Below are 23,454 nucleotides of genomic sequence, written 5' to 3'. Positions count from 1 at the left end.
AAATTGATTGCTAATTTCAGATATTAACTAAATTATTGTATAATCCTTAATTTTAAAAATTCAAGGCAAAAATATGATATATAGAAATTTAATCAAAGAGATGCTATATCTACAACAACAACTAAATGATGATACCAACGGCATTGGCTGGGAAAAAGGCACAACCAAAGATGGCAAATTAATCAACTGGAAGCGTTGTATTTATATGGAGTGTGCTGAGCTTATAGATAGCTTTGCTTGGAAGCACTGGAAGGCGATAAATGCACCATTAGATGTAGATAATATCGCTATTGAGATTGTGGATATTTGGCATTTTATTATGAGTTTGGGATTAGAAAATTATAAGATAAATGCTATTGGCAATATAGATAATTTAAGCGATGATATAGTAGCAACTAGCGGATTTAATGAATTTTGCAAAGAGCCTTATAATATTAAAGAGTATAGTATATATGAGATTATACACGATACAGAGCTTATAATCCATCGTTGTAGCGGGTTTAATCTAAATTTCTTTGATCTTTTAAGAGATTATTTTAGAGTGGCGTTAAAATGCGGTGTGAATTTACAAAAATTATTTGATATTTATATAGGCAAAAATGTCTTAAACAAATTCCGCCAAGACCACGGCTACAAAGATGGTACATACAAAAAAATTTGGAACGGCGTAGAAGATAATGTCGTGATGAATGAGATATTACAAAGTGGCGTAAATAGCGTAGATGAAATTTACTCTAAACTTGAAATTTGCTATAAAAATATAAAATGAATAGTATAATCAAACGCTCATTTAGGGATTTTTTCACAATTAGATTTATCTTACTTGCCTTTTTGCCTCTTAGTATCTCTTTGATTAGCTTGGTGGGGCTTACACTATATTTTGGGGATGATATCTTTAATATATTAGCCAAATCCCATTTAGATGCCTACGCTAACGGCGATGGATTCATCGCTTGGCTATTATCGCTTAGCTTAATTCAATTTATGCTAACTTCATCATTTTATCTAATCAGCATATTTTTAGCTATTATTTTTAGTGTGATAATCGCTGCTATTATAACAGGATTTTTGACTCCATATATAGTTAAATTTATCAATCAAAAATATTATAATTACAACACAACTCCATCACCTAGCAACGCTAGAGTTTTTGGCTTAATCTGCGTAACTTTTATTAAATTTATACTCATTTTTTTAATCACAATTCCACTTTTATTTATCCCTATTATTAATTTATTTATCTTAAATTTACCATTTTTTTATCTATTTTATCGCCTTATGTTAATTGATGTAGCTAGCAATACATCTGATAGCTTGATTTTTGAAATAGACCTACAAAAGGGCGGTGGAGTTAAATTTTTTAGCGCTTCTGTTGTATTTTATATTCTTACTTTAATGCCGTTTTTGGGGATATTTTTACAGATATTTTTTGTAATATTTTTAGCTCATATATTATTAGAGAAAAATTCAAGAGGATTTTGATGAAAAATATTCTATTTTTTAGCTTTATAATTTTAATATCTATCTTAATGTATATTAGTCAGAGCTTTTTGACTATTATTTTTGGAGTTTGTATATTTTTATATGCGATGAGTGTTTTAGAAAAGAGCTTTTCTATGATGGCAAGTTTGGAGAGCTTTTTAAAAAAAATGACTAAAAGCAATTTCCAAAGCTTTATTTTTGGCTCTGTTACCACCACTATAATGCAATCAAGCGGCCTTGTTAGCGTGCTTGCGATATCATTTTTGAGTGCTGGATTGATCTCACTTGCTTCTGGTCTTGCTATTATCTATGGGATAAATTTAGCCACTATCACCACTGGTTGGTTTTTAGCTGGTTTTGGATTAAAGGTTGATATAGGCGCATATGCAATGCCACTTATCGTAATTGGTATGCTATGTATGATTAACAAAACTCAAAAGATCAAAGGCTTTGGATATTTTTTGTTTAGTATCGGGCTTTTGTTTTTGGGAATTTCATATATGAAAGGCGGTTTTGATAATATTAAAGAGAGCATTGATCTATCGCAATTTGCGATGTCTGGCGTTATAGGATTGCTAGTTTATACTTTTGTTGGGATTGTCATTACTGTATTGATCCAAAGCTCTCACGCATCTTTGACTCTAGCTATAGCCGCCCTAAGCGTAGGTCAGATAACCTATGAAAACGCTGTTGGGATAGCAATCGGCTCAAATGTCGGCTCAACTGTGATGGCAGTTATCGGCTCTATAAATGCCAATATAGAAGGTAAAAAGCTCACCGTAGCTCATGTGCTATTTAATGTTTCATGTGCGGTTATTAGTATTATTTTTATAGTTCCATTTATGTATATCACAGATACAACTAGCGATTATTTTAATATTGCTAAGGATGATTATACGCTTAGACTTGCTGTATTTTTATCATATTTTAATGCTATTGGGGTAATTATATTTTATCCTTTGATTCCATTTATTGAAAAAATGCTAAATAAATTTATGAAAGATACTCATAAAAGAAGTAAAGTCCATAGCGCTAAATACCTTGATGAGCACGCATTACAATTCCAAGATAGCGCCTTAGAAGTCTTAAATAAAGAGCTTTTACATCTATACTCTAACGCAAATTCAATAATAGCAAAATCAATTAGCATTAGCAGCGGTGATATCCAACATAGCGATATTCCCGCCAAAGATATAATCAAAGCAAGACAGATACCTATAAATTTAGATTACGATGAGCTATATAATAATAGATTTAAAGAAATTTATAGCCAAATTATAGATTACGCTGTATTAGCCGGAAGCAACGCTAAGCCCGAGCAACTAAGCAAAATTATGGATATTAGAAGGGCAGCTCTTATCATGGCTGAAGCCTTAAAAGATATGAAAAACACTCAACCAAATATCTATAAATACATCACCAGCTCAAACCAATACGCCAAAGAAGAGTATGATAAATTAAGAATTGAGATATTAGAAAGTCTTCGCATAATGTATAAGATCGCAACTATCAAAGATCCAGATGAGCTAGAAAATCAGATTAAGAATTTGCGTAAAATTTATCATGAGTATGATAGCGAATTTAACTTCGATGTCCTAATCATCAACAAAAAAATCACAAACAAAATGGCAACATCACTGATGAATGACACAGCACTTATGAAAAATATCACCAAAGGTATGCTAAAAGCAGCTGAGATGATATTTGCTCATCATCATAGTGATGAAAAGTTAAATGAGATGACAAGCGTATAAAAAATGATAAGCCAACCACAAAAATATAAGAAAATTAGAAACAATATAGAACAACCCCAAATTCAAAGCCAAAAAGAGCAATTTGTTCTAAAAATATCGCTATGTTGTGCTGTTATTTTGGCTATTTTTGGGATTACTTATGGGATATATATTGGCTCAAAAGCTATTATTTTTGATGGTTTGGTGGCGTTTTTATCTACTATCTTGATCTTGCTTAGTGTTATGACTTCTAAATTTATCTATAAAGAAGATGATGATATCTTTCAATATGGATATATGAGATTTGAGCCGATGGTAAATCTTTTTAAAAGTTTAATTTTGTTAATTTTATGTGCTTATGCTTTGATTAATGGTATTCAAGAGATATTAGATGGTGGATATGAGATTAAATTTGATAAAGCTATGTTGTATTCGTTTTTTTCGATGCTTTTATCTATTGGAATTTGGCTTTATACGGCATATCAAGCCAAGATTTTAGGCTCTCCATTGATATCGGTTGATAGTTTAGAGTGGTTTATCGATAGTGTGCTTTATATGGGTGGATTTTTGGTATTTGGGGCGGTTTGGTTATTTGATAAAGAGAGTCAAACTATCTGGGCTAGATATCTAGATCCTGCGCTTTTGGTTGTTTTGTCTATGATTTTGGCCGTAATGCCACTTAAAGTATTTATAAAAAATTTAGCCGATTTGGTAATGGTCGCACCAAAAGATATGGATGATAAGATAGATACCCTACTTCAAAATATATCCAAAAAATATAATTTTAGCGACTATGATACGCATGTAGCAAAAAGCGGAAGATTTTTTATGATTGAGGTAAATATCTTAATGGGAGAGTCATTTAAAATTCAAAATATAGATGAGATGGATCTAATCAGAGATGAGATAGAACAGGGATTAGATATCCCAAGTTATAAAATTTGGCTAAGTGTGAGCTTCACTAAAAACCCAAAATGGCTTTAATCAAATTTAGCCTTTTTATTTATCAACCACCAAAGAATCGAAAATTGTAAATTTGGCGCTTTAACCTTACTCTCATCATATATAAAGCTTAGAATCTCATCACGCTTTATAAAGATTAGTTCTATCTTCTCATCATCAACGCCGCCACCACTTGAAACCTTCATACTCTCATCAATCTCACCATAAAATAGCGTTTGAGCATTCGCCCCAAATCCAAGAGCAGTAAAGCTACTAGTCACTCTCTCAACGCCACCAACTCTATATCCAGTCTCTTCTAGAATCTCTTCAATTATCGTAGCTTTAGTATCTAACCCCTTATCCATAATCCCCGCACAAAGCTCATAAGTAAGGCCATTTTTGATTGGAGTTTGATTTTTTTCTTGATAGTACCATACAGATGGGCGAAACTGCCTAACAAACAAAAACGACTCAAATTCCCTATGATAGAGCAAGCAACTCACGCTATCATGCGCTTCCACGCAATCCCAACGCTTATTTTTGCCATCTTGATTATATAAAATACTAAATGGCTTAACAAATTTAGACTCTTTTAATGCTACAACTCTTAAATCGCTTATAGTAAAATCCATGTCGCTAATCCTAAAAATACAAAAAATCCTATAATATCTGTCGCTGTAGTTAAAAACACAGTGCTACCGACAGCGGGATCAAGCCCTATTCTCTTTAAACTAAGCGGGATAAATGTTCCTAAAAATGCCGCCATAATGATATTAGCCACAAGCGCTATTGCTATGACCACTCCAAGCATCGGCTTATCAAACCAAAGCCCCACCAAAATACCTAAAAACAGAGCAAAGATAAAAGAGTTAAAAATAGCCATTATAATCTCTTTTTTCAGCACCACCCAAAAATCCCCAATCCCTATCTCACCAAGGGCCAATCTCCTTACCGTAACAGCTAGTGTTTGATTACCAGCGTTGCCACCCATACTAGCAACTATTGGCATCAAAACAGCTAAAGCAACCAAGCTCTCAATAGACTTTTCAAAAAATCCAATCACAATAACACCCAAAATCGCCGTGATTAAATTCACAAACAGCCAAGCAGCCCTAGCACGTCCAGTTTTTACAAGTCCCTCTTCTTCAGCATCATCATCAACACCTGCTAGATTATAGATTTGCTCAGTTGCACTCTCTTCTAAAAAATCGTGAATATCATCTGTTGTGATACGACCAAGTAGCACACCAGCTCTATTAGTCACAGCAATAGCGCTCAAATCATAATCCATAATAATATCCACAGCTACTTTAATATCATCACTATCAATAGCAAAATGTGGTTTAAATCTCTCCTCATCTTGATTTACTATCTGGCTTAAATTTAAATCAAAATCATATGTTATAAGATCCTCAAGAGCAATTGTGTGCCTTAATACCCCTTCATTATCCACAACAAACAAAGAAAATACATTTTCTATCTTATCTTCTTGTTTCATTATGCGAAATCTAGCTATAGCGCTACTTAAACTCTCATCTAATCTAGCACTAAATAGCTCTGTTTGCATATATGCGCCAGCTTCGTTATCCTCATAATTTATAAGCTTGCTAATCTCTTTTTGGCTATCTATTTCAAGTGAGCTAAAAAGCTCTTTGGCCTTCTCTTCATCTATCTCTTCTATCGTTTGTATAAGGTCAGTTGCGTCATCACTTTCTAGCTCATCGATCGCTTCGGCTATCTTGTCATTTGGAAGATTTTCTATCACATCTCGCAGCATGTGATCAGGCATCTCCATAGCTGCTTCACCAAGTGTGTGAGCATCAAGCTTCTCTAAATATTTAGCATACTCATCTTCATCGTGAGTTTTTAATATCTTTAGGTGGCTTGCGATATCAGCAGCACTTAGCTCATTTTCTTCTATAATGTGTTTTTGGAGTTGCTCTTTGGCCTCTTCTAAATTTTTATTTGGCATTTTTATATCTCGGTTATATTTGCTATATCTTCAAGCGGGGCTTTGTTTATATGATCTTTGAAACTAGCTTGAATTTGGTTATTTAGGCTATCTTTTAGCTTGTTAAATTCAATTTTTTGGTTTTTATTAAGTTCAGATTTTGTGATTTTGACTACAGATTCTGGATTTATAGCGTTGCCATTTTTGTATAATCCCAAGTGTAGATGCGGTCCAGTGCTTAAACCAGTGCTTCCTACATAGGCTATTAACTGACCTTTTTTTACTTTTTTACCCTTTTTAATACCTTTAGCATAACCATTTAAATGCGCATAAAGTGTCATATATCCACTTGAGTGCTGAATGGTTACAGTTTTACCATATCCGCCTTTATTGCCTACAAAGCTCACCACACCATCACCAGCAGCATAAATTTTTGTCCCTTTTGGCGCAGCATAATCAGTACCTAAATGCGCTCTATATCTTTTTAATACTGGATGAAATCTTTTAGGATTAAATCTTGAGCTAATTCTAGCATTTGGCACAGGCTTAATCAATAAGAAATTTTCAAGCTCTCTTCCATTAGGATCATAAAACGCATCATTAAATTTATATATATAATTTGGCTTTCCCCTAGTCTCTATCATAGCAACTTTGATATTTGGCTCGCCGATATATTTGCCTAAGCGCTTTTTACGTTCATAAACAATAGCTAATCTATCACCCTTTTGTAAGGTTTTGAAATTCACACTACCATTAAATGATTTATTAAAAGCATTAGCTAATATCTCATCATTTGTGGCGTTTTTGATATCCTTATATGGTGAGTCTTGGATTTGGATATTTAAGACCATCTCTTCGACTTCATAGACAATTGGGATAAAATCCATAGAATAGTGGTTATTTATATCTTTAAAGATATGAATTTGAATCTCATTGCTTATAGGCAATAGAATTTGACTAATATCATCATTAACATCTCTTAAAATTTGAAATTTTGTCCCAGCACTTAACTCACTAGCCAACTCTTTATCCTCGCCTGAGAGATTATAATATATCGATAATGGTATATTGTGCCTTTCTAAAAAGGTCAAAAATGTATCTCCTTGCGGCCAGATTAGCTCTTCAACACTCGTTGTAGCTGCGTTTAAATTCATAAAAGCTAAAATAGATAATATAATTTTTTTCATCAAAGATCCTAATATAAGCAGATTGATTCTATAATTATAACTTAAAATTATTTATACTTTTCAAACATTTACCTAAACTAAGATATAATTATGCGAAATTTTAAATCAAAAAGGGGATATAGTTGAAAAAAATCGCATTTTTACTACTAGCAATCTGCTCTTTGAGCTTTGCGGCTAAATTCGATCTAAAACCAAGTTATAATCTCATATTAAACACCAATAATGGTAACGCTACAATCTTAGATAATGATAGCTTCATAGTTGGTTCAAGCGGCGTTGTGATGCATAAATTAAACGATGGTAGCAAAACCATAATAGCCCGTGCTGTAGTCACACAAAAAAAGGACGGATACGCAAATTTGAGATTTGAAGTATTTAATGAGCTAAAACAATCAGCGCTCCCATTGCCTACTATCTTGCCACAAGCTGGCGATGAAGTGATACTAAATTACATGTATAATAGATCTTTGATAATCACTCCAAATAAAGAAATTTATGATCAAGTTACTAAGAGTTTTAGCCATATCACCTTTATTCATCCTGATATCGTAGCGGCCTATCTAAGCTATGAGTATAAGCCAAACCCAAGCAAGGCAGATTTTCGCAAAATGTGTGCGCAAAATGCAGCTGGGCTGATATTTATCGCACTTGATGGGGAAGCTGTATTTGCTGATTGTGGTAGCTTTGAAGTTTTACAAAGCTTTAAGACCGGTGAGATTAGCTATTATGAGGTGCCATTTTATACAAGAATCAAAGATATAGATACGGTATTTTGGAAGCTTGATGGGGCTAAGATTACAAATTATAATAGATATTATAATAGACTTTTAGGTAGATAAGGGGATAAAATGGATACAAAACATATAAAATATTTTGAAAATTTAATTGGTCAAGATAATGCCAAATTTGACAAAGCCCATCAGATAGCCTACTGTTATGACGCAACAAAAAAGCGATATGAACCAGATGGTGTTCTATTCCCAAGAGATGAAAATGATGTAAGTGAAATTTTAAAATATTGTAACGAAAATAAGATAATAATCGTTCCAAGGGGTGCTGGGAGTGGCTTTACTGGTGGCGCATTGGCTAGTGGTGGCGGAGTGGTGCTAAGCTTTGAGAAGCATATGAATAAAATTTTAGAGATAGATATGCAAAATATGGTAGCCGTAGTCCAACCTGGTGTGATAAATATGGATTTACAAAAGGCTGCATTAGAAGTGGGGCTATTTTATCCACCTGATCCTGCTAGTGAAAATTATAGTAGCATAGGTGGCAATGTAAGTGAAAATGCCGGCGGAATGCGTGCTGCGAAATATGGAATTACCAAAGATTATGTGATGGCTTTGCGTGCTGTGTTGCCTAATGGGGAGATTATAAGAGCTGGTAAAAAAACGATAAAAGATGTCGCCGGATACAATATCGCTGGGATTTTGATAGCTAGTGAAGGTAGCTTAGCAGTAATTACTGAAATAACTCTAAAATTAATCGCCAAACCTAAATTCAAAAAGACCGCTATGGGGGTATTTCCTAGTGTGAATTCAGCTATGAATGCCGTATATAAGACAATGGCCGCTGGTGTAACCCCTGTGGCGATGGAGTTTTTAGACTCTTTAAGCATCAAAGCTGTTGAGCAAAAATTTAATAAAGGCTTACCAGTCGATGCGGGTGCGATATTGATTAGCGATGTGGATGGGCCAAATTTAGATGTAATCAATAAAGATTTAGAGATCATTAAAAACTGTTTTATCCAAAATGGCGCTATAGATTTTAAAGTAGCAAAAGATGATCAAGAGAGCGCTGATATATGGTTTGCTAGACGCAACTGCTCTCAAGCTATCACAATGTATGGTAGCTTGAAATTAAACGAAGATATCACCGTCCCACGCTCTAAGCTACCAGAGCTTTTAGATAAGATATCTCAAATTTCAGCTAAATATAATGTTACTACACCTTGCTTTGGCCACACTGGCGATGGCAATGTCCATACAAATGTTATGGTAGATAAATCAGACCCGCAAGCCATCGAGCGTGGCCATCAAGCAATCACAGAAATTTTCAAAGCCACAATCGAGCTTGGCGGAACGCTAAGTGGCGAACACGGCATTGGGATATCTAAAGCACCATTTATGAGCTTAGCTTTTAGCGATGGCGAGATGGAGCTATTTAGATCTATTAAAAGAGCATTTGACCCAAATAATATCTTAAATCCATTTAAAATGGGGCTTTAATCTTGGATATCAAAAATATCATTAGAGTTATCTCAAAAGAGCTAAGCGACAAGCAGCTATTTCACTTTGCGGCTTCGCTTAGCTTTCATACGCTTTTATCAATAATTCCTATAATTTTTGTATCGCTTAGTATATTTACTACTATGCCTAGCTTCAAAGAGTATTATACTAAGATTAAAGAATTTATCTACTCAAATTTACTTCCTAGCCAAAATATAACTCAATATTTAGATCAATTCTTAAATAACTCTAGCTCACTTGGTATTATGGGTGTTGTGGCGATACTCTTTACTAGTTTGCTATTTTTCATTGAGTATGAATATGCGATATCTACAATCTGTAATATCCAAAAGCGTAAATTTTGGCAAGGGCTTAGTAATTACTGGACGCTAATCACCCTTATGCCACTTGGCTTGGGGCTATCATTTTGGCTATCTAGCTCTATTCAAGGCTTACTTAAAAGTAATGACTATACAAGTTGGATAAATTTCTTAGCTATATTTCCATATATTATTATATGGCTAATATTTGCTATCACATATCTAATTAGCATAAACAAAAACTTCTCAATCACTAGCATAGCTATAGGCTCATTTATCAGCTCTCTTGCTTGGTCTATATCTAAATGGCTATTTATAGAGTACTCATTTTACAATAAAACTTATGCTAGTATATATGGCTCATTTTCTATAGTTTTGTTTTTTATCTTGTGGATATATATATCATGGATAATATTTCTTCATGGTATCAAGCTATGCCACGCCATAGAAAATAGCAAACTCAAAAAACAATCAATAGATTAAAACGGCCATATAGTCTCTAAAACCCTAGTCCCCCACGGCTTATCCATAGCTCGTTGTAAATCCCCTTCGGTGCGATATAGTATCTTGGCATCTGATATATATCTTGATTCTATCTCATTATTTTGACTAATGTCATAAGGTCTTATCACGCCGCTAATTTGCATTATCTGCTTTTCGTTATTTAATAATATCTCTTTGCTACCTTCAATAAAGTAATTACCATTAGTCAAAACCTTGATAATCCTAGCTGAAACAGTAGTAGTAAAGGTCTCTACCCTACTAGCCGTGCCACTTCCGCTATAGCTATTAGCTCCACCAGCACTAAATCCAATTCCAGCAATTTTATTAACATCATTAAGTGGCCCTTGTAGCGGTGATCCAGCCGGTGTGGTAAATGATCCACCATTTAATGCTGTTGTGCTATCTTTAGTTGTTGAGCGGTTAGATTGTGAGCTTTGATTGGCGTTTTCTGATATGATTACTGTGACAATATCATTTACATTCATAGCTTTTCTATCTGAAAATAGAGGATTATCCCCTTTACCAAACAAACTACCAGGATTACCCACGCCACCACCTTGAACACGGCTCGGCATCTCTTCTACATATGCAGGTGGCTCCATTGATATATGCGGATTAGCTCCAGTTCCACAACCACTAAAACCAACCAAACAAAATAAGACAAAAAAAGAACTTCTTTTCATAAATAACTCTCAATTTTATGATACAATATAGCATTAACTACACAAAATAATACCAAATATAGGATAAAACAATGCTAAAAGCTATTTATATACTAAAAAGTGACTATGAAAATAGCGAATTTAAAGCTAAATTAAATTCCAAATTACCCCAAAGTGTTACTTTTTTACCCATTAGTTTTGATAATCAAGATAGTTTTAGAGTTTTTAGTTTAGATGAAGCGATAAATCTCTTAAAAAACCAAAAAGAAAATGAGCTTATAAAAGCGATAATAGCGAAATTTGATAGCATAAAAGATAATTTTATAATAGTCGTTGGCTCTGACGATGAATTACTAGATACTTTGATAGCTAAGAATTTAAATGCTCCATTTTTGCTAAGTGATAAAACCGCTTATAAAGCCGGATTTTTAGGCTTTAAGTCATTTACAAATATAGATGATATAGCCACATTAGAGAGCAATTATATAACTCCATTGAAATTTGAAACCATTCTATACCAAAAAGCCGCCCAAAAACCAAAAATAGTAGTCTTGCCTGAAAGCGATGATGATAGAGTGCTTAAAGCGTGCGATATCTTACTAGCTAGCAAGGCAGTATCTATAACCTTGCTTGGTGATAGAGATAAAATAGACAAAAGAGCCAAAGATTTGGGATTAAATTTAACAAAAGCAAATATCATAAATCCAGATAAAAGCGAATTGATAGATGAATTTGCCACCACACTTTATGAACTTCGCAAAAACAAAGGCTTAGAGCTAGATCAAGCCAAAGAGCTAATCAAAGATAGAACATATTTTGGCACTATGCTTGTCTATAAAGGCTTAGCAAATGCGATGGTAAGCGGAGCCAATACGACCACAGCCCAAACCATCCGCCCAGCCTTACAATTTATCAAAACCAAACCCGGAGTCTCTAGCGTAAGTGGTAGCTTCATAATGTGCGTAAATGGTCAAATTCACTTCTACGCAGATTGCGCTATAATCCCAAATCCAACCCCAAAAGATCTAGCCACAACAGCTATATCCACAGCCCAAATCGCTCGTGAGTTTGGCTTTGAGCCTAAAATCGCAATGCTAAGCTACTCAACAGGCGATAGTGGTAGCGGAGCTAGCGTAGATAGCGTGATAGAGGCTACTAAAATCTTAAAAGAGTTAGACCCAAGCCTTGATGTAGAAGGGCCGATTCAGTTTGATGCAGCAGTTGATAGCGTAGTAGCAGCCAAAAAACTACCAAATTCAAAAGTCGCTGGCAATGCCAATGTATTTATCTTCCCAGATTTAAACTCTGGTAATATCTGCTACAAAGCTGTCCAAAGAAGCTCAAACGCCCTAGCCATCGGCCCGATTCTACAAGGATTAAATAAGCCAATTAATGATTTAAGCCGTGGTTGCTTAGTAGATGATATCATAAATACAATTTTAATTAGCGCAATTCAAGGAGAGTAGATGAAAATTTTGGTTATAAACTCAGGTAGTAGCTCTATTAAATTCAAACTATATGATATGGATAATGAAAGTGTGATGTGTAAGGGTTTAATAGAGCAAATCGGCTCTGAAAACTCATACGCCAAGATAGTCACCGCCTGTGGAAAGACAAAAGATAGAGCCACTCATATCATAGACCACGCCCAAGGCATTGATATAATGAATGAGCTTTTATTTAACTCAGGCATAATTAAGAGCCTAGATGATATAGATGGCGTGGGTCACAGAGTAGTCCAAGGCGCCGATATATTCACAGATGCTATACTAATTGATGAGAGCGTAATGAAAAAGATAGAAGAGCTAATCCCACTCGCCCCACTACATAATCCAGCGCACCTAGCAGGAATGAAAGAGACACTAAAATTAAGACCCGATATCCCAAATGTAGCTGTGTTTGATACGGTATTTCACCAAACCATGCCAAAAGTCTCATATATGTATGCCTTGCCACTTGAATTTTATGAAAAATATAAGATACGAAAATATGGCTTCCATGGCACTTCTCATCAGTTTGTCTCAAAGGCCGGAGCCGAAATTTTAGGTATTGAGTATAGTAAATTTAACTGTATCACCTTACATCTTGGTAATGGTGCTAGTATCGCAGCTATAAAAAATGGCAAATGTATCGATACCACAATGGGGCTTACGCCACTTGAGGGGCTAATGATGGGAACTCGCTGTGGTAGCATAGATCCAGCGATTATGCCATTTTTGATGAGAAATGCGAATTTAAGCGGTGAAGAAGTTGATAATATAATGAATAAAAAATCCGGCCTCTTAGCTATAGGCGGCACAAATGATATGCGTGAGATAGAAAAACGCATGGACGCAGGAGATGAGAATGCTAAACTCGCTTTTGATATGTTTGTTTTAAGAGTGAAAAAATATATCGGCTCATATATTGCGATTTTAGGCCAGATTGATGCGATTATATTTACTGCTGGAATCGGTGAAAACGATGCTAGAGTAAGAGAAGCCGTGTGTAATGGATTAGAGATTTTTGGTATAAAAATTGACAAAGATAAAAATATGGAGCCAAAAGATGAACCACGCAGAATAGGACACGCAGACACAAAGATTAAAATCATAATTGTCCCTACAGATGAAGAGTTAGCAATCGCTCAAGATACAATAAGGGTAATCAACAATCTAAAATACAAAAAGGCGATAGATGATACGGACTAAAAGCTATAAAATAGATGGCGTAAATGATGCTGAATTAGATATAAAACGCAAATCAAAGCTTGAGTTTAAACTCACTTATGATAATAATAAAGAGATTAGATCTTTAATCACCATTATACCAGGATTAGGCGAAGATGGGGATTCGTATTATAGAGACAAACTCGCTCATAGTATCGCTAGAGATATGGACGCAGCGGTTATAACGGCTAACTATTTTGCTATAAAGAGCAATCCCCCAGGGGCTAAATTTAGCATTGATAAGATAGATGAATTGATCCTAAAAACAGTAGCTTCAAGTATTAATCGCCCAATCCCAGATGATGTAGAATTAACCAAGATGAAATCAGATGAAATTTGGGAATACCTAAATAGCTATTTATACAATTTCATCGGCATGCAAAAGGTAGCTGGCAAATTAAATTTAACCTTCAAACTCCCATTTCATCTTACACTCACTCCGCCAAATGATGAGTATCAAAACTTTGGTTTAATGGCTGCTTTAGATGTGATAAATGCCACCTTACATGTGCAAAGTAACCCACCATTTAAAGTAGCGAATTCAAATGGGTGGGGGTTAGCCAAAATTTATGTAGGCTCTAGCCACGGCGGATATATAGCCAATCTTTGTGCTAAATACGCCCCATGGGCTGTAGATGGAATTTTGGATAATTGTGGATGGAATTTAAGCACTAATATATTTGATAAACAAGATTATCAGCGTGGGGCATTTCGCACTATTGGCTTTGGTAAAGAGATTGATTTTATGAAATATAGGCGTGATAGCAGAGATAATGAAAACTTCCATCTATGCGTCTCGGATAAGACTCATTGGACCTCAAATTCACAAAGCCCAAACTACTTTAGTCGCTCCAGATATGAGATTAGAGATACAAATGAGCCTAATCACCTTTTAATACAAGCTAAATATCCAAAACCGATTTTTAAATCCTACCATGTCCAAAATGACAAAGTCGCTCCAATAGGCGAAAAAATCGAATTTTATAAACAGCTTAAAAATTTAGGTTTTGATGCTACCTTAGATATAGTAAGCGATAAAAGCAGAGTTGATGGCAAATTTATCAAAAATTTAGATCACGGGATGGGTATGAGTATGAAGTTATTAGTGGCTAATAATTATGAGTGGATGCTAGATAAAATCGCCAAAAACAAAAGGCCAAAATATGAGCCAAATATCGAATTTCAAACCAGCCAATACATATATAAATTCACCCAACAAGATAACCAAATAAGCCTAAAATGCACTAAAATAGCAGATTAATCAGTGGCAACCAAATCGCCACTAAATTTAAATATAATTTAGCTAAATTTCTCTTAATTTAGCTATCTCATCACGCAATGCAGCGGCCTTTTCGAATTCTAAATTCTTAGCCGCTTCAAGCATCTGTTTTCTTAGCTCTTTTACTATTTTAGCTCGCTCACTTGAAGGCATTTTGGCTAATTTTTTGGCTTTGGTATAAAGCATTTGCGTATCATCTTCTTTTAAGCTATCTTCGATATTTCTACTAGCTGATTGCGGTGTTATATTGTGCGATTTATTATAATCATCTTGATACTTGCGTCTTGCCTCGGTGATCTCTATAGCTTCACGCATTGAGTTTGTTATCTTATTAGCAAACAAAATAACCGCTCCATTTACATTTCTAGCAGCTCTACCCATCGTCTGTATAAGGCTAGTTTTAGAGCGTAAAAACCCTTCCTTATCCGCATCCATCACAGCTACCAAACTCACTTCAGGCAGATCTAGCCCCTCTCTTAATAAATTTATCCCAACTAATATATCATAATCCCCACGCCTAAGCCCTCTTATAAGCTCATTTCTCTCAACAGCATCTATATCAGAGTGCATATATTTGATCTTTAATCCTAATTCTAAATAATACTTCGTTAGCTCTTCAGCCATCTTTTTAGTCAGAGTTGTGACCAATACACGCTCATTTCTCTCTATCACAGCCTTAGCCCTATCATATAAAATTTCAACTTGATTATCGCTACTTATTATCTCAATTTTAGGATCTAATAGGCCTGTTGGCCTTAGAATTTGCTCATAAATATGCCCTTTGGATAGATCTAGCTCATACTCATTTGGCGTAGCCGAAACAAAGAGAAATCTAGCTTTTTTAGCGATAAACTCATCAAATTTAAGTGGCCTATTATCCAAAGCACTAGGCAGCCTAAATCCATACTCCACCAAAACCTCTTTTCTACTCCTATCTCCAGCATACATTCCACGAAATTGCGGCAAACTCACATGACTCTCATCAACTATAACCAAATAATCTTGCCCCTTAATCTCAAAATAATCAAACAAAGAATATGGCGTCTCACCTGGCTTTTGCCCTGTTAAATACCTAGCATAATTCTCCACACCCTTGGTGCTACCAGTAGTTGAGAGCATCTCTAAATCAAATTCCACCCTTTGTTTGAGCCTTTGATACTCAACAAGCCTCCCCTCGCTCTCATAAAATTTCAATCTCTCATCTAGTTCAGCTTCAATCCCCTTAATCGCCTCTTTTAAGCGATTTTCACCCACAACAAATTGACTTGTAGCATACAATATAAATCTATTTAAATCTTTTGTTTTTTTATTATCCAAAGCATTAAAATGATAAATCTCCTCTATCTCATCACCAAAAAACTCAAGCCTAATCGCCTCATCGTTAAAATAGGCCGGATAGATATCTATCACATCGCCATTTACACGAAAATTCCCACGCTCAAAAAAGCTATCATCTCTTTTATACCCCATATCTACAAGCTTTAAAAGTAGCTCTTTTTGCCCTATTTGCATGCCTCTCTCTAGCGTTATAACCATCCCTTTATACTCAGCAGGATTACCTAAGCCATAATTTGCCGAGACACTAGCTATAACTATAGTATCATCATACTCAAGCAAATTTGCCGTAGCCGATAGCCTTAAACGCTCTAATTCGTCATTAATTGAGCTATCTTTTTCTATAAATAGATCTTGCCTTGGGATATAAGCCTCAGGCTGATAATAGTCATAATAGCTAATGAAATACTCCACATGATTATGCGGGAAAAAGCCCTTAAATTCGCTATATAATTGAGCGGCTAGGGATTTATTGTGAGTCATAATCAAAGTAGGAATATTTAATTTTTTAATTATATTTGCCATAGTAAAGGTCTTGCCACTACCAGTTACACCAAGAAGCGTGCTATATTTGGCTCCACTCTTAAAAGCCTTGCTAATGCCATCAATTGCGTTTTGTTGATCTTGATTTGGTGAAAATTTGCTATTTAAATCGAATTTATCCATATTTTTACCTTAAATTTTAGCGATTTTATCATCTTTTTATTAATCAAAATTTTAATTTTTAGTAGCTAATAAATTCAAAAATAGCCAAAATTTATACCATATTTATAAAAGGTATGATAAAATTACGCAAAATTATCACTATAAAATAAGGACTATGTAATGTATGAAAATGAAAAGGTATTAAATACTCTAGCTTCAAAAGTTACTGAATTAATGCTAAAATACGAAGAAGTATGCGAAGCAAACGAAGCTTTAAGAAACGAATTAATAAGCGTAAAAGCCCAAAATGAAGCCAAAACAAACCAAATAATGAGACTAGAAGAAGAGCTTAAAAATCAAGATTTAGCAAGCGATGATCTATTAAAACAAGTTGAGGCTGTACTTGGTAGATGAGACAAATCACACTAACAGTAGCCTCCAAAGATTATAATATCACCCTTGATGATGATTTTGCTGATTATTTCGAAGCTGATATCAAAAAACTTTTAGATGATAAGCATCAGCTAGCTATCAAGGATCTACTTACTGCTTTTGTCAAAAAATGCCACGAAAACTACGAGCAAAAGAGCGAATTAAACTCTATTCTTGGCAATATTGACAAAGCCCTTACACATGATAAAAGCATTTAGCCTAATTGAGTTAGTGTTTGTAATTATTATTCTTGGTGTTTTATTAGCTATCGCAGCACCAAGAGTGTTTTTAAGCAAAAATGACGCAAATTTGCTTAAAATTAAAACCGATATAGCCACAATCCAAGCCAATATTCTCCACCAAAAAACCGCTCTTTTACTAACCGCTAAAGTTCAAGACCCACTCCTAAATACAGAGATTCTACACTCAATCAATTTAAATAACTGGCGAGTTGAAGATAATAAATTAATATTTGATGATGAGACCGAGTTTAGCTACGATAGCAACGGCACTATCAAATGCCTATCTCCCAAAGATATCTGCGATAAACTATGAACTACTACGAAATCGCTATAATAGGCCTAAATTTACAGCCATTAACCTATGAAAGTGAATTTCAATTAAGCGAATTTGAGATTGTGAGCGTTGTATTAAGAGGCAAAGAGCAGAGCGGCTGCGTTATAAAAAGTGTATCTAAACCAAATTTCAAAACCACCAAAATATCTAAGAGATTAAATTTAAATTTCACAACCTTTCAAGCTACCTTAGCCAAATTCATCAGCCACTACTATACTTGCGAAATCGGCGTTGCTTTGGGCTTATTTGAGCCTTTTAGTGGCTATGAACCAGAGCGATATAGCTTTATCAAATCACCAAATTTAAGCCCACTCCAACAACAAGCCACGCAATTTGCCAAGCAAAATCAAATTTCCCTAATCTTTGGTGATACTGGAAGTGGCAAGAGCGAAATATATATAAGCCTTATAAGAGAGTGCTTAAATAGTGGCAAACAAGCTCTATTTTTGATGCCTGAAATCTCACTAACCCCACAAATGCAAGGGCGTTTAGAGGCGTATTTTGGTGATAATGTTGGTATATGGCACTCCAAAATTTCAACCAAAAATAAAAAATCCCTACTATCAAATTTCAGCTCTGGCAAGATAAATTTAATAGCTGGAGCTCGCTCATCGCTATTTTTGCCTTTTAGCAATTTAGGATTAATCGTAGTCGATGAAGAGCACGATGATAGCTACAAAAGTAGTAGCGACCCATACTACAACGCCAAAGATCTAGCCATATATATCGCTAATAAATTTGGGATAAAATGTATCTTAGGAAGCGCCACCCCAAGCCTAAATAGCTATGCGAAATTCCCACATTTTCGCTTAAAAGGGCAATTTTATAACTCACAAAAAGAGTATATCTATGACCATAGCCCAACTGGGCTTAATGAGCTTATACTAAATAGCATAGCCAAAGAGCTAGCTAGCCACAAACAGATTATAATATTTTTGCCTACTAGAGCGAATTTCAAATTTCTCACTTGCCAAAAATGCGCCCAAAGCATACAATGCCCATACTGCTCAATATCTCTAAGCCTACACAAAAAACAAAAAGCCCTTAAATGCCACTACTGCGGTTTTACCTGTGCGATACCAAATCTATGCCCAAGCTGTAATAGCGATATGCTAGAATCTCACAAAATCGGCACTAGTGAGCTTCTCTTAGAGCTCAAAAGCCACTTCCCATCAGCTAATATAGCCAAATTTGACAAAGATGAGATCACCACACAAAAAAAGCTCACGACCTTGCTTAAAAATTTCAACGAAAACAAAATAGATATAATTGTCGGCACTCAAATGCTAAGCAAAGGCCACGACTATCACAATGTCTCTTTAGCGATTATAATGGGCCTTGATGAGCATTTGGATTATAGCGATTATCAAGCTAGAAGCAAGAGCCTAGCCCTAGCTATGCAAGTAGCTGGTAGAGCCGGTAGAGCAGACCACGGCAAGGTGATAATACAGGGATTGAAGTGCGAATTTTTCGCTAAATATATGGATAAATTCGATCAATTTATAGATGATGAGATGAGCATAAGAGAGGGATTATACCCACCATTTATGAGACTACTTCGCATAAAAATAGAAGACAAAGATGAAAATAGAGCTATAATAAAGATGGAAAAAACCTTAAAAGAGCTTGAAAATATACCAAATTTAGAGATTATCGGTAGTGGGAAATGTGTAATCGAGATGATAGCATCCAAATATCGCTATCAGATACTGCTAAGATCGCAATCTCATATTCCACTACTCAAAGCTAGTCAAGTCGCTAGATTTTATGGTGCTTTGCCTGATATTGATCCTGTGAATTTCAACTAAATTTAAGTGTTGAATTTAACTATTTGTTAGATTTCTCTACTTTGCAGGGGATTTTTATTTTGTGGAATTTTATCTTGCGAAGTTTGGCTATCATCTCAAATTCTCCACACTCAATCAGCGATATCATATTTATGCGAATTTATAGTATTTTAGCTAAGTTTATATCAACTTATTTAAGCTTGATTTTATCTAGCCTAACTGCTTTTTAAGCTATATTTTAGTTTTATTATGCTCATTTTTGATTTTTATGGCTTCAAATATAAATTTAATATATCCGCCTTTATACCATTGTTTGTGCGCTTGTATTAGAGCATTTCCTAGTTTGTAGCTCAGATGATTTTTGATATTTTGGGCTTTTTGGTTAGTTATTTTTAAATTTTTAATCTCTATATCTTTTTTATTTATCTCTTTTTTGAGTGAGTTTATCTGCTCTTGTGGGGTTGGTTGTGGTGGTATGGTTGGCTTTGGTGGGGTGGGTTCTATCTCTTCAAATTTTAAAAGTTTAAATTTGCTTTCGTATTTTGGCAAAGGGATATCGTAAGGCATATCTTTGAAATAAGCAAAGCGATTTTTGTTTTTATTCATATAGATTGCATCATATACAAACTCCAACTTCTCTTGTGCTGTGTTTAGGGAGTCTAATTTTTCTTCAATGGCTTTTGGTGATAGAAATTCGTTTTGGTTGTAGGTGTATTTGAAATTTTCATTTGGGATATTTGAGTGTTTTAGGGTTTGTTCTTTTGTCCATTGACCAACGGTCGGATCATCTCTCAACCAAAATAGATCTCTTTTTAGCTCTATGATAGGATTGCCCGCATTGACAGTATTTGAATAACAATTTTTAGATACTACGCTTTTAGCACCTATTACCGCACCTGAAGCTACAAAAATCCCTTTTAAAATGGCAGTTTCTTGTCCGCACCACACATGATCACCTATATAAATGCTTTTAGAAAAGTTAATCCTATCATTAGTTTGACTATCCATAATCAAATGGTGATCGCAAGTCGAGAGCCAAATGCCCCAAGAAAACATACAATCTCTACCAAATATTATATTTTTTGCTTCAAATATTCTAGGATTTGTTCCATTATAAGTTGAATTATCATCTATGTAGCATAGTCCAAATCTAAGAATATCAATTAGTCCATTAGCCCTAACCCTATCTCCTATAAATATTAAAGCGTTATCACCTCTACACGATATATTCACATTCCTGCTTCCGCCAGCAAAGAATACAATATTATTTTTGCCTTTAAAATCTAATTTCAAATTTACTTGTTTAGATAGGTCTCCATAAATCACATTTCCATTTTCTCTTATATGTTTTTGCATCATCTCTCCTGCGAAACTTTGGCGGCAGTTTATCAAAAAAAAAAAAAAAATGAAATTAGAAATTCAAACTAATAGAAATATTTAATCATAAATTAATATTATCTTGATTAGAGAGCTAAATTTATGCTATTTTGGTTAAAAAAATAGTAAAATCCGAAAATTAAATTTAAGATTTTTATAGAGATTTTAAAAATAAAAAGATTTGAAATAAAATAAAAGAGTGGCTCCGGATGCTGGATTCGAACCAGCGACCAATCGGTTAACAGCCGACTACTCTACCGCTGAGCTAATCCGGAATATCGTATAAATGAGCCGAAATTATATCTAATAAATAGATATTTGTCAATTAAATTTAGCTTAAATTTATAAAAATTTATAAAATTCTATAAAATTTCATCCCGCCTAAATCGCACTCTGTAATCTTGCCTTGATTGATTAAATTTTCTAAATTTGATTTTGCGTTTTGAGTGTAGTTATTTTCGATATCATACAAGCTTTGTGGGCGAAGCTTTAAGAGCTTTTCTAACTCACTTTGAGTGTAATCAAATTTATATTTCAAGGGCGCTTTAGAAGCGATAGCCACCGGCGCTGAGTCTATAAAAGTAGATAGATAGTATAGTCTTTCGATGCTTACGCCACTAGCATTGTGAGCAGGTGGGCGATCAATTGTGCTTATATCCACCCTATGCGGTGAAATCTTTTTAAAAGCCCTATTTAAGGCTATAAACTCATCATCACTATCATTATAACCCGCCACGACCAAAACCTCCATAACCAACTCACCTTTAAATTTCGCTCTAAATTCGCTCATCAGCTCTATTAAATTATCTGTATCGATCCTATCTATGCTTCTATCTATCTTGCGAAATGTCTTGGGATCGGCACTATCAAGGCTGAATTTGACAATATCAAGCTTTAAGAGAGCCTTGGATATTTCAGGGTTTAAAACAGCACTTCCATTGCTTAAAATCAGTGATTTTTGCGTTGTTTTAAGGGAATTTATCTGAGTGATTAAATTTGATAGATCGCTATATAAGCTCGGCTCACCATTAGCTGTAATAGTGATAACATCGATATCTTTAAACTCATTAAGAGCGAATTTTAACTCATCTATTATAGCTTTAGTTGTTGGCTCATTGTTTATAGTACGGACGGCTTTGGCCTTGGTTAATTCGCAATACAAACAATCAAAATTACAACTCTTTTGCACCGGGCTTAAATCAATTCCAAGAGAGCTGCCAAATCTACGGCTACTCACTGGGCCAAAAATAAATTTATAACTCATTATTTCATATATTTTGCTGATTTTTCTTGGACGGATTTGATGAAATATTTCGCATTTTCAACCGGAATATCTGGCAAAATGCCATGGCCTAGATTAAAAATATGTCTTTTGCCACACATAATGGATAAAATCTCATCCACACCATCATCAATTGCGTCTTTGCTATATAATCTCGCTGGTTCCATATTGCCTTGTAAGACATATTTAGCGCCTAAGGATTTTTTAACCTTTTGAAGTGGTGTGCTCCAATCCACGCCCAAAACATCAAATTGCCCATTAATATCTTCTAAAAATCCACTAATTCCCTTAGGAAATACGATAACTGCGATCTCAGGATAATCGCTCTTTATGAAATCTACAATCTCATTGATATAGCTAAAGCCAAATTCCATATAAGCACTCTTTTCTAATGCTCCAGCCCAGCTATCAAATATCTGTATGGCATTGACTCCAGCCTTGATCTGTTCGGCTAAATATAGTTTGAGTGCGTTAGTTACCTTACGCAAAATCGCATGTAGAAATTGTGGATTATTATAAACCATCTTTTTACAGATATTATAGGTTTTAGTACTACCACCTTCAATCATATATGTAGCAATAGTCCATGGCGCACCGCAAAAGCCTATAAGAGCTCTGTCTTGTGGCAATTTATCTCTAGTTAATTTAATGGTATCATATACATAGCTTAAATTTTTCACAGCCTTATCGCTACTTAATCTATCTAAATCATCCATTGAGATAATCGGTTTAGGAAATACAGGCCCTTCGCCCTTTACAAATTTAAGCTCCATTCCCATCTCCATAGGCACAACCAAGATATCACTAAATAAAATAGCCGCATCCACGCCCAAAATATCCACCGGTTGAAGTGTAACTTCACTAGCTTTTTTATAATCCTTACAAAGTGAGAGAAAATCTCCCGCCTGGGCTCTCACTCTCATATATTCAGGTAGATACCTACCTGCTTGACGCATCATCCAAACTGGAGTATAAGGTGTCGGCTTACCAAAACAAGCATCTATAAAAATCATAAATATCCTTT

Annotated in this window: 22 protein-coding genes and 1 tRNA gene; 14 read left to right on the top strand and 9 right to left on the bottom strand. The window is 34.8% G+C overall.

Translation table 11 applies throughout. The features are described 5' to 3' along the window. The first annotated feature begins 73 nt into the window (after nucleotides 1-73). The 4 genes from dut to CLAN_RS01935 are packed head-to-tail and all read left to right on the top strand — an operon-like array spanning nucleotide 74 to nucleotide 4,199. Nucleotides 74-769 carry a dUTPase gene (gene dut, locus CLAN_RS01950; protein WP_096016029.1) on the top strand — a complete coding sequence of 232 codons (696 nt, stop codon included), beginning with the start codon at nucleotides 74-76 and terminating at the stop codon, nucleotides 767-769. After that, nucleotides 766-1,482: an EI24 domain-containing protein gene (locus tag CLAN_RS01945; protein WP_096019056.1), complete on the top strand. Its 717-nt coding sequence runs from the start codon at nucleotides 766-768 to the stop codon at nucleotides 1,480-1,482. Before dut ends, CLAN_RS01945 begins: the two co-directional genes overlap by 4 nt. Further along, complete coding sequence (locus tag CLAN_RS01940; RefSeq protein ID WP_100590459.1) at nucleotides 1,482-3,236, top strand: Na/Pi cotransporter family protein; 1,755 nt, start codon at nucleotides 1,482-1,484, stop codon at nucleotides 3,234-3,236. The genes CLAN_RS01945 and CLAN_RS01940 overlap by 1 nt, the downstream gene beginning before the upstream one ends. A gap of 3 nt (nucleotides 3,237-3,239) precedes the next feature. Continuing rightward, the gene (locus tag CLAN_RS01935) at nucleotides 3,240-4,199 is read left to right on the top strand and encodes a cation diffusion facilitator family transporter (protein ID WP_096018156.1); all 960 of its coding nucleotides are present in this window, start codon (nucleotides 3,240-3,242) and stop codon (nucleotides 4,197-4,199) included. Here CLAN_RS01935 and CLAN_RS01930 read toward each other — a convergent pair. From CLAN_RS01930 to CLAN_RS01920, 3 genes are read right to left on the bottom strand one after another with little or no spacing between them, the layout of a single operon-like run. Beyond that, nucleotides 4,196-4,789: an NUDIX hydrolase gene (locus CLAN_RS01930; RefSeq protein WP_100590458.1), complete on the bottom strand. Its 594-nt coding sequence runs from the start codon at nucleotides 4,787-4,789 to the stop codon at nucleotides 4,196-4,198. The two genes, CLAN_RS01935 and CLAN_RS01930, sit on opposite strands and share 4 nt — an antisense overlap. Then, complete coding sequence (gene mgtE / locus CLAN_RS01925) at nucleotides 4,774-6,129, bottom strand: magnesium transporter (RefSeq protein ID WP_100590457.1); 1,356 nt, start codon at nucleotides 6,127-6,129, stop codon at nucleotides 4,774-4,776. Before mgtE ends, CLAN_RS01930 begins: the two co-directional genes overlap by 16 nt. Nucleotides 6,130-6,131: 2 nt before the next feature. After that, nucleotides 6,132-7,295: a peptidoglycan DD-metalloendopeptidase family protein gene (locus CLAN_RS01920; protein WP_232045849.1), complete on the bottom strand. Its 1,164-nt coding sequence runs from the start codon at nucleotides 7,293-7,295 to the stop codon at nucleotides 6,132-6,134. A 122-nt stretch (nucleotides 7,296-7,417) separates the two neighbouring features. On the opposite strand from CLAN_RS01920, the gene CLAN_RS01915 reads away from it, so the two are divergent. Genes CLAN_RS01915 through CLAN_RS01905 form a run of 3 tightly spaced genes read left to right on the top strand, consistent with a single transcriptional unit; the run spans nucleotide 7,418 to nucleotide 10,326 of the window. After that, the gene (locus CLAN_RS01915; RefSeq protein WP_100590456.1) at nucleotides 7,418-8,134 is read left to right on the top strand and encodes a plasminogen-binding N-terminal domain-containing protein; all 717 of its coding nucleotides are present in this window, start codon (nucleotides 7,418-7,420) and stop codon (nucleotides 8,132-8,134) included. A 9-nt stretch (nucleotides 8,135-8,143) separates the two neighbouring features. Beyond that, a complete protein-coding gene (locus CLAN_RS01910) occupies nucleotides 8,144-9,523 on the top strand; it encodes an FAD-linked oxidase C-terminal domain-containing protein (RefSeq protein ID WP_100590455.1) in 1,380 nt (459 codons plus the stop codon). A 2-nt stretch (nucleotides 9,524-9,525) separates the two neighbouring features. Then, nucleotides 9,526-10,326, top strand: a complete 801-nt coding sequence (locus CLAN_RS01905) for a YihY family inner membrane protein (protein WP_232045848.1) — start codon at nucleotides 9,526-9,528, stop codon at nucleotides 10,324-10,326. On the opposite strand, the gene flgH is transcribed toward CLAN_RS01905, so the two are convergent. Beyond that, a complete protein-coding gene (gene flgH / locus CLAN_RS01900) occupies nucleotides 10,323-11,030 on the bottom strand; it encodes a flagellar basal body L-ring protein FlgH (protein ID WP_100590454.1) in 708 nt (235 codons plus the stop codon). The genes CLAN_RS01905 and flgH overlap by 4 nt on opposite strands. A 71-nt stretch (nucleotides 11,031-11,101) precedes the next feature. Here flgH and pta point away from each other — a divergent pair, with 71 nt between their 5' ends. From pta to CLAN_RS01885, 3 genes are read left to right on the top strand one after another with little or no spacing between them, the layout of a single operon-like run. After that, the gene (pta, locus tag CLAN_RS01895) at nucleotides 11,102-12,475 is read left to right on the top strand and encodes a phosphate acetyltransferase (RefSeq protein ID WP_100590453.1); all 1,374 of its coding nucleotides are present in this window, start codon (nucleotides 11,102-11,104) and stop codon (nucleotides 12,473-12,475) included. Next, on the top strand, nucleotides 12,476-13,699 hold the full coding sequence (locus tag CLAN_RS01890; RefSeq protein WP_100590452.1) for an acetate kinase: 1,224 nt from the start codon (nucleotides 12,476-12,478) through the stop codon (nucleotides 13,697-13,699). It begins immediately after the preceding gene. Further along, complete coding sequence (locus CLAN_RS01885; RefSeq protein ID WP_100590451.1) at nucleotides 13,686-14,978, top strand: DUF2920 family protein; 1,293 nt, start codon at nucleotides 13,686-13,688, stop codon at nucleotides 14,976-14,978. Before CLAN_RS01890 ends, CLAN_RS01885 begins: the two co-directional genes overlap by 14 nt. 42 nt (nucleotides 14,979-15,020) lie before the next feature. Here CLAN_RS01885 and uvrB read toward each other — a convergent pair whose 3' ends face one another. Continuing rightward, nucleotides 15,021-16,997 (bottom strand): excinuclease ABC subunit UvrB, encoded by a 1,977-nt coding sequence (gene uvrB, locus CLAN_RS01880; RefSeq protein ID WP_100590450.1) that lies wholly within the window; start codon nucleotides 16,995-16,997, stop codon nucleotides 15,021-15,023. Between the two features lie 159 nt (nucleotides 16,998-17,156). Here uvrB and CLAN_RS01875 point away from each other — a divergent pair, with 159 nt between their 5' ends. Genes CLAN_RS01875 through CLAN_RS01860 form a run of 4 tightly spaced genes read left to right on the top strand, consistent with a single transcriptional unit; the run spans nucleotide 17,157 to nucleotide 19,792 of the window. Next, on the top strand, nucleotides 17,157-17,390 hold the full coding sequence (locus CLAN_RS01875) for a hypothetical protein (RefSeq protein WP_096013615.1): 234 nt from the start codon (nucleotides 17,157-17,159) through the stop codon (nucleotides 17,388-17,390). Beyond that, nucleotides 17,387-17,626 (top strand): hypothetical protein, encoded by a 240-nt coding sequence (locus CLAN_RS01870; protein ID WP_096013616.1) that lies wholly within the window; start codon nucleotides 17,387-17,389, stop codon nucleotides 17,624-17,626. The genes CLAN_RS01875 and CLAN_RS01870 overlap by 4 nt, the downstream gene beginning before the upstream one ends. Next, nucleotides 17,610-17,963 (top strand): type II secretion system protein, encoded by a 354-nt coding sequence (locus CLAN_RS01865; protein ID WP_096016019.1) that lies wholly within the window; start codon nucleotides 17,610-17,612, stop codon nucleotides 17,961-17,963. The genes CLAN_RS01870 and CLAN_RS01865 overlap by 17 nt, the downstream gene beginning before the upstream one ends. Then, nucleotides 17,960-19,792 (top strand): primosomal protein N', encoded by a 1,833-nt coding sequence (locus CLAN_RS01860; RefSeq protein WP_100590449.1) that lies wholly within the window; start codon nucleotides 17,960-17,962, stop codon nucleotides 19,790-19,792. The genes CLAN_RS01865 and CLAN_RS01860 overlap by 4 nt, the downstream gene beginning before the upstream one ends. 210 nt (nucleotides 19,793-20,002) lie before the next feature. On the opposite strand, the gene CLAN_RS08380 is transcribed toward CLAN_RS01860, so the two are convergent. From CLAN_RS08380 to hemE, 4 genes are all read right to left on the bottom strand, one after another. Next, a complete protein-coding gene (locus CLAN_RS08380) occupies nucleotides 20,003-21,127 on the bottom strand; it encodes an acyltransferase (RefSeq protein WP_100590448.1) in 1,125 nt (374 codons plus the stop codon). A 221-nt stretch (nucleotides 21,128-21,348) separates the two neighbouring features. Further along, nucleotides 21,349-21,423: transfer RNA gene (locus tag CLAN_RS01850), tRNA-Asn, on the bottom strand. Between the two features lie 77 nt (nucleotides 21,424-21,500). Continuing rightward, a complete protein-coding gene (locus tag CLAN_RS01845) occupies nucleotides 21,501-22,412 on the bottom strand; it encodes a radical SAM protein (protein WP_096013624.1) in 912 nt (303 codons plus the stop codon). Next, nucleotides 22,412-23,443, bottom strand: coding sequence for a uroporphyrinogen decarboxylase (gene hemE, locus CLAN_RS01840; RefSeq protein WP_096016935.1), 1,032 nt, complete (start codon nucleotides 23,441-23,443; stop codon nucleotides 22,412-22,414). Before hemE ends, CLAN_RS01845 begins: the two co-directional genes overlap by 1 nt. Between the last annotated feature and the right edge of the window lie 11 nt (nucleotides 23,444-23,454).

It is taken from the genome of Campylobacter lanienae NCTC 13004 (assembly GCF_002139935.1).
GTDB classification, from domain to species: domain Bacteria; phylum Campylobacterota; class Campylobacteria; order Campylobacterales; family Campylobacteraceae; genus Campylobacter; species Campylobacter lanienae.
The sequence above is the reverse complement of the archived record's forward strand: the minus strand, read 5'-3'. Positions and strand labels throughout refer to the sequence as shown.

Bases quoted from the DNA above. Each gene is read 5' to 3' on its own strand.
- CLAN_RS01910 (WP_100590455.1), top strand. From the start codon at position 8,144: ATGGATACAAAACATATAAAATATTTTGAAAATTTAATTGGTCAAGAT.
- flgH (WP_100590454.1), bottom strand. From the start codon at position 11,030: ATGAAAAGAAGTTCTTTTTTTGTCTTATTTTGTTTGGTTGGTTTTAGT.
- hemE (WP_096016935.1), bottom strand. From the start codon at position 23,443: ATGATTTTTATAGATGCTTGTTTTGGTAAGCCGACACCTTATACTCCA.
- CLAN_RS01860 (WP_100590449.1), top strand. From the start codon at position 17,960: ATGAACTACTACGAAATCGCTATAATAGGCCTAAATTTACAGCCATTA.
- CLAN_RS01870 (WP_096013616.1), top strand. From the start codon at position 17,387: ATGAGACAAATCACACTAACAGTAGCCTCCAAAGATTATAATATCACC.
- CLAN_RS01930 (WP_100590458.1), bottom strand. From the start codon at position 4,789: ATGGATTTTACTATAAGCGATTTAAGAGTTGTAGCATTAAAAGAGTCT.
- CLAN_RS01940 (WP_100590459.1), top strand. From the start codon at position 1,482: ATGAAAAATATTCTATTTTTTAGCTTTATAATTTTAATATCTATCTTA.
- CLAN_RS01920 (WP_232045849.1), bottom strand. From the start codon at position 7,295: ATGAAAAAAATTATATTATCTATTTTAGCTTTTATGAATTTAAACGCA.
- CLAN_RS01935 (WP_096018156.1), top strand. From the start codon at position 3,240: ATGATAAGCCAACCACAAAAATATAAGAAAATTAGAAACAATATAGAA.
- CLAN_RS01865 (WP_096016019.1), top strand. From the start codon at position 17,610: ATGATAAAAGCATTTAGCCTAATTGAGTTAGTGTTTGTAATTATTATT.
- CLAN_RS08380 (WP_100590448.1), bottom strand. From the start codon at position 21,127: ATGCAAAAACATATAAGAGAAAATGGAAATGTGATTTATGGAGACCTA.
- dut (WP_096016029.1), top strand. From the start codon at position 74: ATGATATATAGAAATTTAATCAAAGAGATGCTATATCTACAACAACAA.
- CLAN_RS01885 (WP_100590451.1), top strand. From the start codon at position 13,686: ATGATACGGACTAAAAGCTATAAAATAGATGGCGTAAATGATGCTGAA.
- CLAN_RS01845 (WP_096013624.1), bottom strand. From the start codon at position 22,412: ATGAGTTATAAATTTATTTTTGGCCCAGTGAGTAGCCGTAGATTTGGC.
- CLAN_RS01890 (WP_100590452.1), top strand. From the start codon at position 12,476: ATGAAAATTTTGGTTATAAACTCAGGTAGTAGCTCTATTAAATTCAAA.
- mgtE (WP_100590457.1), bottom strand. From the start codon at position 6,129: ATGCCAAATAAAAATTTAGAAGAGGCCAAAGAGCAACTCCAAAAACAC.
- uvrB (WP_100590450.1), bottom strand. From the start codon at position 16,997: ATGGATAAATTCGATTTAAATAGCAAATTTTCACCAAATCAAGATCAA.
- pta (WP_100590453.1), top strand. From the start codon at position 11,102: ATGCTAAAAGCTATTTATATACTAAAAAGTGACTATGAAAATAGCGAA.
- CLAN_RS01945 (WP_096019056.1), top strand. From the start codon at position 766: ATGAATAGTATAATCAAACGCTCATTTAGGGATTTTTTCACAATTAGA.
- CLAN_RS01875 (WP_096013615.1), top strand. From the start codon at position 17,157: ATGTATGAAAATGAAAAGGTATTAAATACTCTAGCTTCAAAAGTTACT.